Below are 12,443 nucleotides of genomic sequence, written 5' to 3'. Positions count from 1 at the left end.
TGGAGTTCCACTCGAGTGGGAAATAGAGGTGAAAGTCGAATCGTGATCTTTTGCACCAGGCGATGCACTCGTACTTCCAGTAGCATCCGCTTCAACGTTTAGAGTATCAACGCTATCAGTACTATCAACATCTGAAATTTTAAAGGTATGTCTTGCTGTTGAAGCACTGTCTTCAGAGAGATTCTCTGTGGCGTTAACGACAGGGGAATTATCTGATTCAAGAAAAACAGGCGCATTATTCGTCGGCGCCGTACCGGACGCGACGGGTATGCTGATGGTCGTTATGGCACCATTACTGGTGCCGTCATTCACCGCATACCTAAATTCTGCAGTATAATTTCCTACCCCTTGCGCTGGCGTGTAGACAAGATTGCCCAGACTGGCAACCGGTATCGGCTGACCTTGAAAGACGGGGGTGCCACTGAGCGTCAGTGAACCCTGTGTTGGCGCACTGACGACGGTAATCGACGTAAACGCATCCCCTTCCGGGTCCGAATAGCCAAAACTGGCCTCCGAGAAAGTATACGTGCTCCCAGAGGCAACGGTGTCGACTGCCGGGGGATTTGATTCCGGGATTTCATTCACATTGGTGACATTTACAGTGACAGATCCGTTGGAAGTGACTGTATTACCTTGGTTGTCACTGACACTGATCATCATGTCTAAACGGTTGGTGATCTTTGCTCCAAATAAATCTTCATAATCCAACATCACCGTGTCTTTGAGCTTGAGCCCGTATGTATCGTCGCTAATGCTCACGACCTCAAACGCCTGATTAAGTGCCTCATTGGACAAATTAGCCGTTCTGCTTATAAGCGTGAAGGTGAGATTGGCGGCACTTGTATCGGCATCCGTTACATCGAACCTGAGAGCCGCGACTGCACCCCCGGAATCATTCTCGGTAATGGTTCCTGTATCCGTCGTGACGGTGATCACCGGAGGCGCATTGACGGCGACCCCACCAGAGAGGTCAAGAGTGTTGGAATCGACGGTTTCAGTTCGGCTGTCGGCCAGATTGCCCGGATCGGTATAGGATATCTCAACGGCCAGCATGCCGGTGAGATCATCGGCTTTGAGTGTATAAGTGCTTGAGGTGGCCCCCGATATATTGTTGCCGTTAAGCGTCCACTGATAGGTGATTGTTGCGTTAGGATCATCTTCATCCCGCTGAGTGATAGTCGCAGTGATGGTGTCCCCTGCCGCATAGGCACCAGAACCACCGGACGTCTTCGCAATCGACACCGTGGCATCGTCCTCATCTTCATTGGTGACATTGATGGTGATATCGATCGTGTCCATACCGTTGTCACCGTCATCGGCCGTGACCGTGATTTGATAAGATGACTTAACCTCATAATTGAGAGCGTTCTTCAGCCTGATCCCGTAATTTCCGCCGGACAAGTCCACAACCTCGAAGAGCCGGGCCGCCTCATCGTGATCGGCCTGGGTCGCATTATCCTCACCCGACACGACCGAAAATGTCAGGCTGTCACCATTGTCATCAACCGCTCTGAAGGTGACGCCGTCAACCATGACCCCTGAAGCATTTTCGGCAACGGTTCCTGTTGACGTATCTTCGGTGATAACCGGGGCTGCATTCAACGTCCCCCTGACCGCAACAATATGGTCAAGCTGGACACTCGGCGTGCCGTCAGCCGGAGGGTCGGCATAAACGATCAGCTGGTCGTACACCGTTTCAGTCTTGGACACGCTACTGGCTCTGTCCGCAGTATATTGGGATTCCATCCTCCCGTCAGCATGACGGGTAACGGTGAACTCGCCGTACATGCCGCGGATCGTTACCGTTGTCTCTGTCGCCTGCGCTGCAGGGTCAGGGTGGGCAATCGGCTCCGTACCCTGCGTTGGGATATCGTCCGTCGTCGGGGCTGTCGCGGCATCCGGGCGGGTCGTGGTGCTGCTAGTTGTTTTTGCCCGCACTGTTACGCTATCGGCGGAGGGGGCGACATCAGCAATGCTGAAATTTTGGACCCGAGTCGGGCCGTCTCCCACAAGACTGTCAAAGGCCACATCGTCCCTGCTACCTGAACTGTTGTTTGAGATCGCAAGAAAAGGAACCTGCTGACAGGCGGCGAGCGCCAGACCCGATATCGTCCAGGTCAGCGCCGTTGCGGTTGTGGCGGTAGCGCCATTTTTGGTGGTTCGTCGTGAGAAAAGCGTATGATCGGTTGTCGCAAGAAAAGCGTTGTTGTTCAGAAAGGTGTTGCTCAAATCATTGGGCATATTTCTTCTCCTAGGATTTCATGGGCAGACACCGAAAACGGCAGGCAGAGTTGTCCTTCAAGTTTGACCCATTTTTAAGATGCTGAGACTATGGAATTTATCATCACAATTCAAGAAAAATGACGGAATATTGACAGCATGGAAAATTAACCACTCGATGTATAGCAGTTCGGGGTAAAGCGGCGCCCTGCATTTTATTTCAATTTCCCCTTTTTCGGGATGACAGTCTTTGATATTGTTTGAACAGGGCTTCACATAAGCTTGGAATGGAAAGCCGTCCCCGGCGCTGGGGACGGCTTTTTCGTTGAACATCTTCAAGCTGTCCAGATTGCGGTTGGTTCTGATGCGAAAGGCCAGAATAGGATCACCGATGACTATTCCTCAGAATATCTCTTTTTTAGGCAATTCTGGGATGAGGACGGGGCATTGAGGTCAGGGCATCGGTGTCGTGTTTTGGATTTGAAAAATCTGTTAGAGCCAACCTTGCGGTCATCCCGGGACCTGCTTGGAATTCAAACCGGAGGCCAGGACAGGGGCAGGTCAGCAACAGCATATCAAAGATGAAAATTGAAAAAAATCATGAAACCTAAAAATGGATAAATAAAAATTGGAAAATAAATGTTCGAAAAATCGATTTCATTCGATTTTTAATTCAAAAAAAACCTGAATTTGACTTTTCAAACCAAAGATCAGCACAGAAACGCTCCAGACTGCCTGATCTGATTTTTCTGGTGGTCATGATGCCCTCAAGGCATGAATCGATTTCTAGGGGCTATTCTGGGCAACTGAGGGCATGTTTAGTTTTCGATCATCTCGCCAAATCTTCATTTCAGCGCTAAAAAAATCAAAATATAATTCATAAAATTGATTAATTTTAATTTTTTTTGATTTATTATCCTTTAATATCAAAGCGATGCGAGTTATTACTTTTGAATATTTTTTTTATCAGTCCACCTTCAAAAAAATGCCGAAAAAAATCAAATGGAATGAATTTGTGATTTAGGGGTGACTATTTTTTTTATTTTTAACATTTCATCATCGTCATCACGCAGTTTTTAATTTTTCGCCCTTTAAATTCTTCCGAATTTATCTTTTTTTTCCGCATGCCAAATTTTATTTCGGTCTTCTCCGTCTCATCACCCGTCATTTTCCCCTTCCCATGATCGAAGACCATCCCGACACCCTTCTGCCATCTGGCGGATGGGTTTTTTTATGCTGTCGGACGCCGGGGTCATGCCGCCGGAGCATCATCCGGCCGGCTACAGCGCGAACCCCGCCGCAGCGAAACCCTCATCCCGACCCCGGAGCAACTTTGCCATAAAGGAGTTGAGGGGGATGGGGTGCAGGCGCTTTAGGAAAAGTGAAACATCCCCCAAAAATACCAAAAAACACCTCGGTGTATGTCAAGCCCCAGTTGCCAGTGATCACAAGGGGATAGGCTGAGCGCTTCACCCGATGCATGACCCCTCTTCCGTTTTGATGTTAGAGCCAGCCAAGCATCTTTGATGACAAAAGTGAAACATCCCTGAACATAAATTATCGAAAATCTCATCGACGGATGTGATGCTCCAGTTGCCAGTGATCCCAATGGGATAGGCTGAAAGCTTCACCCGATGCGTGACCCCTCTTCCGCCAAGAAAAACAACCCAAATTGTTGATTTGAGAGCCGCCCAGGCATCTTTTTACACAAAAGTGGTCATGAGCATTTTTAACACAAAATGTTAATTTTCGGCAAAAAAGACACAAAAAAGACAGGTCTCCGACGCTAATTTTCCGCTAAAAACGCTCTAAAATGAAAAATTTCTCAAGGAATTCTGCGGTTTTCAGATTTTTGAAAATATAGCATTTTCGAAGAACACACTGGCGGTTTTCCGTCAAAGAAAATTTTTCAAGCGCAATGAATTCTATCAGCCGCAACGCCCGCATCGAGACTGACGAAACCGCCGGGGGACGCCGCCAGCAAATCATCAGCCAGCCAGCGGACGGCCGCCAGACAGCCGACAGCCGGCCGACAGACGGCCGACGACAGCCCTCATCCCGACCCCGGAGGGACTTGCCATAAAGGAGTTGAGGGAAAGGACATTACGGATGCTAAACAGATCATCCAAAACCTGATGAAAACCCAAAACAAACAAAAATCAAAAATCAAACCACCAGCCCCAAATCAAATAAAACCAAAAAAAAATTCACGCATCCCCTTCGGAACAAACCGGCCCGAATGACCCAATTCCGCCCTGATCGACTTCCGGTGATTGGAGTTATTGGAAGTTAATAAAGGGTAAGAAACCATGATAAAGGAGAAAACCACATGGCACGTTTGAACCAAGTTAACCTCATTGGGTATGTCGGCAGAACACCCGACTTCAAAACCTTCAACAACGGCAACGCCTACATCATCCTGAACGTGGGGACAGATGACAGCTACACCAATCGTGAGACCAACGAAAAGGTTGATCGCACGGACTGGCACCGCATCGTCCTTTATGGCGAGAAGCTCTGCCAAACCGTCCGCACCCTGAGCGACAAGGTCGATCCGGTCAATGGCCTCAAGGGGACCCAGGTTTACATTGAGGGCAAATTGCGCACCCGCAGCTACGAAGTGAACGGTGCCAAAAAATACACAACCGAAGTGGTGGTCACCCAGCATGAAGGCTTTCAGCTGCTTGGCAAGAAGCCCGCAACGACCAGCACCAATGGCACAGCAGAAACCGCACCTGCACCAGCAGATACCACCGCGGCCCCTGCCGAGAATGCCGGTGATGGCGCCGGTATCCCGTTCTAATCGGAACAATTCCTCCTGAGCCCGTGACGGTATGCCGCCGTCACGGGTTTTTTCGGTGAAATCAACCGCAGGAGGGCGTCATGCCTGATTTTTATGAAGATATCTCAGGGCAAAAGAGCCCGGTCTCAACCGAAACCTGTGTCGTCTATGACGAGCGCAAGGAAGCCCTCACAGAAGGCGAACACATCCGCCTCACCAACGGGCTCGAATACCTCATCACAGAGGTTCCCTGGCCCATCCCGGGAGATCCGGACAATATCGGATATGAACTTCAGTGGATGGTCTGACAATGTTGCAGAAGAACTCCCCCCGATCTCTGATCGGGGGTTTTTTTTGTGTTGCGCATCGATGTCAATCCCCTTCCCCGCATACCGGGGAGAAGGAATATCGAACGACCTCTCATCGGAACGCATCGGGGCGGCAGACCCGGCCCTCATTCAGCCGTTAAAGCCCAAATATCGACGCTGACGCGCCAAAGTCGTGATGTCGGGCTTTTCCCTGCCAGGAACGGCTTAAGGGCAAGCATGGCGATTTGCGGGGGCATCACGCGAGCAGGATAACTTACGGACCAGCGCTCGGGGGACAAGGGCCCCCTCGCAGCTGACCCTAAAGCGGCTCATTACTTTCCATGTCCCGTTAATCCCCAATTTTTACCACAAACGGCTGGTGACTTTCTCAACACCGCCTTGCGGTGTCTTCCAGTCAGGGCCGCACCGAGAAGTTTTCAAACCATGCCCTAGCCCCAATTGGGGCTGGCCATGATAAGATAACTTCCGCACCAGCGCCCCTTCCTTGCAGTTTTCTTCTCACCGAGCCAATTCCAAATGCGAGAGGCGACCGTGAAGAAATTTTGACCGCGAAGCCAACCACGTTCGTCCCCCAGACCAACGCTGCCCATTTCAACTGCGCGCCAATTGGCACGCATTTGAGGCATCGTTAGGCCTGTGATCCGAAGCGGGTCGGACCGCGAAGCAAAATTGTCTTCCGCACCACTCGCCTCTCACATTCGGGGCTCGCTGGGCGAAAATGAGAAAACCAGCCGCCCGTGGGTTTTATTGGGAATAACGTGACGATGGGCGTCGCGTTGAAATTCAATCAATCAGGAGATTGTAAGATGAATTATGATCATACACAAAATCAATTCGATAAGACGATAGAGCGCCTCGAGACACACGGGGGCCATTCTCAAGAATGGGGGATGGATGTCGAAGACCAGCGGGGGGATATCCCAGCTGCTGACGTTGAGACGATGATCGGAAGCCTGTTCGAGCAGTGGCTCGAATTCACCGAAGATACCAAATCTGAAGATGATTTCGATGATATCATTTCAGCCTTCACCACCGGTATCCATTTCGTTATCGGCAGACTCGAGCGTAAGCAAGACAATGTGATGACTGAAATCGGCCGGCTGACGCGGGAAAACGATTTGTCTGAAATCAAGAATTCTCAAATCGAGGCCCAGACAAATCTCGGTCAAAGCATCAACTACAGGCTGGTCACGCTGGAGCATCTCAGAGACAACCTGATTGACCAGATGGCCATCCAGCGGGGATATCACTGGAATAGCCCCGATCGGAATGCTGTGATGAAATATGGCTCTAATGCCAAAACAGCAGCTTCCATATCAGGACAGCAGTTCGTGCACGCGACCAAGCAAAAGCAGAATCTTGCACTGGTTCCGGAAGGAACGAGGATCGGCTTCAGCGGTGGCAAAGATTATCAAGACCATGAGGCAATTTACGCATGTCTTGATAAGTGTCTTGCGAAATATCCCGATATGGTGCTCGTTCACGGCGGCTGGTCGCAAGGGGCTGAACACATCGCCTTCACCTGGGCTAGAAACAAAAAGGTTCCGGAGCATACTGTCGTCGCTCAGTGGAAGACCTTCAAGAAGGCAGCACCGTTCAAGAGAAACGAAGAAATGTGCGGTCCGATCTTTGACCTCAAGGGTATGATCGTATGCCCGGGATCAGGCATCCAAGAGCATATCGCCAAATATGCAAAAGATGCCGGGATCCCAGTTATGAGATTGGGTCCAACTCAAAGCTAAATATTACGGAAGGCAGGGCTCCGCCCTGCCTTCCTTTTTTTTGTGGCCACGGAGATTCATGCCCCCCCCGAATTGCGGCTAAGCGTCTCGGCACTGCCTCACCGCAAGCCTCATTCGGGCCCGGCAAACACCCCACCCATTTTCCATGACACCTGGCCCGCCAGTATCATTAGCTTGCCAGCCTGTCGACGTAGCTAAGAGACTCCACTGGCTCGTCAGATATATTAGCTAGCCAGCCTGCCGACGTTGCCAAGATACCCCACTCCCTCATCCATACTATTAGCTTGCCAGCCCTGTGACGACCACCCTCGCCAAGCACTCCCCGCACTGCCTCTTCAATCGTCAGAGAGCCTCCCTTGGATTAAAAGAGAGGAAAGGAGCACTATGGAAAGAGAGAGCATGCATATGAGAAGATTTCCTGCTATACGCAGTTTTTTATACACACCTGACGCAGTAAACTGTATAACACTTGTGTTTTGAAGCTGAGCCTGCATTTGGGGATATCACTACACAACCCTTGATTAGCAAAATATGAAACTTATATGAAGAAAAACATAATACTTATACAGTCCAAATATGGTTCAAAACAGATAGTGAGGTTATGATGGACAATGAAAATAATAGCTCAAATCAGAATAGTGAGAATAGCAAAGTAAAACAACGATCCTTCAGCTGCAATGACAGTGATTGGAAGCTGATTGGTGAAATTGCTAATGACTATAACATGTCAAAATCAAAATTACTTGTGGCTGCTGCCAAACATATAGTTGCCGATCCTGAAGAGGGCAATAGCTCAACAGACCAATTATCCGAGGAAATATTACAACGCGTAAAAAACATTGAAAACAATGTAGGAGTGATAGAAAGTAAGGTAAATAAAGTTCAGAATTGGACTTTCCTGGTTGGATATTGGAGTTATTGTATTCTTCTGTTAGTCGACTTTAGGGCTTGGAAAGAACGTCCCGAGCTATCAATCTCTAATCTGAAAAAATTAGCAGATAAACATGTTAGAGAATTTTTTCTTGGGGAATTTAAGGAAGGACCTGATCCTGAACTTGAACCCAATTCAGCACCAAAGGAACAGGAAGCAGATCTTCGGGGTAAGAGAGAAAATACGGCTTATCAACATTCCCGTAACAATCAAGCGGGCGAATAGACCGAAAATAACGATCGCTCTCAATCAGCAAATGAAGACGAAGGGGATGGAAATAACGGCAACTCTCAGCCATAATCCGCTGACAATTTAACCGGCAATATTTAATCCTCTAGCGCCCAGATCCGTCCGGATCATCATTATATCCAGACCTTCAGCATCGAAGCCATATTGCCCATCAGACTAGAAATATGATGGGCTCGCTCCGGCCTATATCAGCGCAAATGACAATCACAGGAGATATGCGGATAATTAGCTCTCGAACGGTTTGGGTGGGGGCGAGGCGGGCGCCGCGAAGCGGCGGGGGCCGGGCGGTCAACCTGCAATGCCCCTGGATTTATAATCATAACATTCGGGATCTTGGATTTAAGCGACCACCGCGATATTCGGAAATACCGGCAGTCCATCTGTTGCAGACACCCCAGCAGCGATTTCCGACAGGAAATCGCTGCTACCGGAAATGGTCTGAATTGATTATTTTTCGGTTCCCTCCCCCGGATGTTTTGATTTTTAGATACGACGATCGCTTTGAATGGATTTTTTCTTCTCGGCATATTCTTAGTTGTATGGATTTTGTGGTGATGGAGGGTTTGGGGGGGGGATGAAGCCTCTCCGGCGGCAGAATGGCCGTCAGGCGGCTCTGTTTGACGGTGACTTGAATTGCCATTGGTAACGGCATCCATGAGAAAACTGGTCTCGTCTTCCTGGCGATGGGCCGGAACTCAAATTAGATTCCTGCCCCAAGATTCGAAGTTAATTTTTGGAGCGCGGGCTCCATATCTTGCGATACACTTGCAGATAATAATTTTGGGGATTATATCCCAAAATAGACGACATTTCCTTAACTACATCTAGGATTTATGTGGTCTTGGCAATGTAACGAATATCCTGATTGACGAATTATACTTCTGCCAATTTTCTTGAATTTTGATGAAAAAAACCTTATTTTGATCACGTCAAAAAAGGGGCAAACTGAGGGACACCCCCGCCTGCCGTTGCCGGCATATGCTACCTTAAGGAGTTATGGTTCATGCCTAACGATCTGAACACCAACAACGCTTTTCTTTCCACAACAGAGCACAAGCCAGCCGGACGACGAACCTCCAAAAATGGTGCTTCTGCCACAACGGCGCTGGCCTGGACGATGTCGGGTCTGGCGCTCGCCGCCTGTAAGCAATTCCCCCTCCTCACGGTCACCGGCAGCAACACCGGTTCAGGTAGCAGGGACGATGTGGCCTTTGATAGCCTTCAGGGGGATGGCCCTACCTCGGTACATCGTTTCAGCATTGCCGATGTCGCCCCCTCCGCCAATGACGTTGCAAGGGTAACGGTGCGGGCAGAAACAAGAAGCAGCAGCACGGATCGCCCGGCTCCTGCGACAGACCCGACGACGGAAGACATACCAACGCAGAGTACGGAGCCGATTATCCATCCTACTACGCAACCGACGGAGACGGAAATGTTCCGCGGCATGTACGGTGAGTTCACCGTCACTCGGCACGAAGACGGGAGGATGGAATCCGTGTATACTGCGGATGGAGCCAGCAGTGTGTCCAAGACTGACACAGTGTATGACCAGCTGATTGTTTATGCCGACCCCCCGGCTGACGGCACGCCGCGTGTCCAGCTGGACCATATTGTTGCAGTCAGGGGGACGGAAAATGCAAACCCGGAGATCACCGAAGATACGTCAACAGGAACCGTTGCCGAGAATGCTTCAAGGGCCATGGTTGACGGCGTCAGGTTCGCGGTTACTGATGCCAATGGTGACAGGCTGACATTTACGGTTGAATCGGATGAAAGCGGCCTAACCAATGCTGAGGCCAATGCCCGGTTCGAGGTTGTGAAATTACCCGGCGATAATGATGATTACGGGATCAGGTTGAAACGGGCTCTCGATTACGAGACAAAGATAACTTATCAAATCATGGTCAGGGTTGATGACGGTGATACGGTTGACCCCGTCAATGAGGGTGTAGTCACGAGCACCAGAATCACCGTGACCGTCACCAATGATCCTGCCGATGATACCGCGCCGCCCCCAGTGAATGACGGTCCAGGCGTCATCCGGATCGATTCGACGGGTAGTCGCGACAGACCTGTCGCTGATGATGTCTTGAGTCTCAATATAGTTACTGCAGACCCTGACAGTGCGAGCGGGCTTAGTGCATCAACACTCACCTATCAGTGGTTTCATGTTGGTCAAAACGGTGCGGCTGATGCTGATATCACGGGTGCAACAAGTGCAACCTATACGGTCAAGACAAGCGACCTGGGTAAGGTGATCAGCCTCCGTGTCGAATACACGGATGATGAAGGCCATTCTGAGAGTATTACAAACTCGGTTGCGCTCGGTGTTGTCGCGAATCCGCTTGCAGGAGACGTCATGTGGGTCACAAGTAGGGGTAGCGATCAACTTTCCGGTCAGCTTTCGTATGCTGAAAATCTTGCATTTGAATCGACCGTAGAAAAAAACGGCCAAACTGAACCCGCAAATCATGTGGGCAATTTGGGGGATAATGCCGGCTCGACGGCGTTCGCCATTACTGGCGGCGCAGATCAAGAAAAATTCGTCATCGTCAGCCGGACCATTCGCACTGTGTTAACTCACGAACTCTATGTCATAAGCTATGGTGACTATGACGTTGCAGGCGGCCAGACCCTTGATCTCGAAATCCGGGGTAGCGGAGGAACGGGCGGGCCGCATGACTACACCTATGTCATTAATGTGAATAACGTCAATGACAACCTCCCGACGATTACCCCGTCGGGCAGCTTTAATAATTCATTAACATATGGTGACGATTTTTCGAGTGCCACGCTGACGGGTTACACCTTCTCGGCGTATGATCCCGATGATCCCTCAGGAACAGCTCCATTGGCTGTAACATTAAAGGACAATACAGATCGTTTCGAGCTTGTTGAAAGCGCGGGGGTATACACTCTGCGGATCAAAGCAGGAGCCATGTTTACCAGCGCCGATCAGCGCATGGTCATTACGGTCCAGGCCGAGGATAGCGGCGCGGGTTCGGGAACGCTGACGACCACAACAGCTGAAGAAATGGTGGATATCTCATTCGGCACACCAGCGCCGGCGGGGGGGCCGACCATTGACAGAACGGGAACGGCTTCTGTGGCTGAGAACAGTGCCGTTGGTGCGGTTGTCTACACGGTTCCCCAAGCGACCGCTATCCAGTCCGGCGCCCTGAGCTATGTGCTGGATCCGACAGGTGACGCCGCCAGCTTCGATTTCGATGCGACCTCGCGCGAGCTGAGGGTCAAGACGGGGAATATTCCCGATTTTGAGACCAAGTCCAGCTACACCGTCACTTTCACGGTCACCGAGGCCGGCAATTCGACCACCTCAAGCCATGCCGTTACGGTCAGCGTCACCAATGTCGATGAGACCGATGCCACGGGGGTGATTACGCTGATGACGGGAACCGGCGCTCCTGCGGTGGGTCATGTCTATAGGGTCGATATTACGGAAGATCCCGATGTCCCATCATCGGGAGACTATACCATTGAATGGACTCTTGGCGGCACGCCTGTCGCGGCGCCGCGCGGCACGGCAGCCACCTTCACTGTTATGGCCGGTGATCTGACGGGCATGGCTCTGGGGGCCAATATCAAGTATACCGATCCGTCCAAGGCGGCGGGGACGCAAGACCTTTCGATAGCGGCGACCGGTGGGGTCACATTGGCGGCGCCGGCGGCGAATAATGCCCCGACATTCGCCAGAGCAACTGATCCGGTTCCGCTTCCTTCGGATCTCTCCATGGAAACGGCATTGAAATCAGTCGGGTTTAGTGATCAGGAAACCAATGCCGCCGGCCTGACGATACGCGCGGTCGCTGATGATTTTCAAACAGATCCCGATAGCACTGCGGCCCCGGCCTGGTCAACGACGTCAGCCGCAGACAATGTCGCAGTGCCGTCTGTGGGCGCGAGAACTACGGCAACGGTAATGGGTGAATATGGTGTATTCACCATTTTACGAGGCGGAGCAGGGGCTGTTACCCAGGGTGACTTAGTCATAAGTTATAATCTGGCTGAAATGGACTCTAAATTCACGGCCCTGACCACAGCTCAGACGGTTTATGAAAGACTGACCATTTACGCCGATGACGGTACGGATCAGAGTACGGCCTACACCTACGTGGTGACGATTGTCGGGACGGCCACACCCCCGACAACAAACGTTGCGCCCGTTCTGG

At 50.7% G+C, this 12,443-nt stretch carries 7 protein-coding genes; 5 read left to right on the top strand and 2 right to left on the bottom strand.

Translation table 11 applies throughout. The annotated features are described in order from the left end of the window. Both V6Z81_10335 and V6Z81_10330 read right to left on the bottom strand, forming a co-directional pair. The coding region (locus V6Z81_10335) for a hypothetical protein (GenBank protein MEG9862863.1) at positions 1 to 2,241 on the bottom strand (2,241 nt) is incomplete at its 3' end. 57 nt (positions 2,242 to 2,298) lie between these two features. Then, a complete protein-coding gene (locus V6Z81_10330; protein ID MEG9862862.1) occupies positions 2,299 to 2,553 on the bottom strand; it encodes a hypothetical protein in 255 nt (84 codons plus the stop codon). Positions 2,554 to 4,549: 1,996 nt separating this feature from the next. Between V6Z81_10330 and ssb the strand changes: the two genes are divergently transcribed. From ssb to V6Z81_10305, 5 genes are all read left to right on the top strand, one after another. Beyond that, on the top strand, positions 4,550 to 5,023 hold the full coding sequence (ssb, locus tag V6Z81_10325) for a single-stranded DNA-binding protein (protein ID MEG9862861.1): 474 nt from the start codon (positions 4,550 to 4,552) through the stop codon (positions 5,021 to 5,023). A gap of 80 nt (positions 5,024 to 5,103) precedes the next feature. After that, entirely contained in the window at positions 5,104 to 5,310 is a 207-nt protein-coding gene (locus V6Z81_10320) for a hypothetical protein (protein MEG9862860.1), read from the top strand. Positions 5,311 to 6,137: 827 nt separating this feature from the next. Continuing rightward, positions 6,138 to 7,073 (top strand): DUF2493 domain-containing protein, encoded by a 936-nt coding sequence (locus tag V6Z81_10315; GenBank protein MEG9862859.1) that lies wholly within the window; start codon positions 6,138 to 6,140, stop codon positions 7,071 to 7,073. Between the two features lie 601 nt (positions 7,074 to 7,674). Further along, the gene (locus V6Z81_10310) at positions 7,675 to 8,229 is read left to right on the top strand and encodes a hypothetical protein (GenBank protein ID MEG9862858.1); all 555 of its coding nucleotides are present in this window, start codon (positions 7,675 to 7,677) and stop codon (positions 8,227 to 8,229) included. Positions 8,230 to 9,256: 1,027 nt separating this feature from the next. Then, positions 9,257 to 12,443 (top strand): hypothetical protein (locus tag V6Z81_10305; GenBank protein ID MEG9862857.1); only part of this gene is annotated, 3,187 nt, incomplete at its 3' end.

The sequence above is a fragment of the Parvularculales bacterium genome, from assembly GCA_036881865.1.
In the GTDB taxonomy this organism is placed as follows: Bacteria; Pseudomonadota; Alphaproteobacteria; order JAPOUT01; family JBAJNM01; genus JBAJNM01.
Note: the sequence above shows the minus strand (reverse complement) of the source record. Positions and strands in the feature narration are given on the sequence as shown.

Bases quoted from the DNA above. Each gene is read 5' to 3' on its own strand.
- V6Z81_10310 (MEG9862858.1), top strand. From the start codon at position 7,675: ATGATGGACAATGAAAATAATAGCTCAAATCAGAATAGTGAGAATAGC.
- V6Z81_10320 (MEG9862860.1), top strand. From the start codon at position 5,104: ATGCCTGATTTTTATGAAGATATCTCAGGGCAAAAGAGCCCGGTCTCA.
- V6Z81_10315 (MEG9862859.1), top strand. From the start codon at position 6,138: ATGAATTATGATCATACACAAAATCAATTCGATAAGACGATAGAGCGC.
- ssb (MEG9862861.1), top strand. From the start codon at position 4,550: ATGGCACGTTTGAACCAAGTTAACCTCATTGGGTATGTCGGCAGAACA.
- V6Z81_10330 (MEG9862862.1), bottom strand. From the start codon at position 2,553: ATGTTCAACGAAAAAGCCGTCCCCAGCGCCGGGGACGGCTTTCCATTC.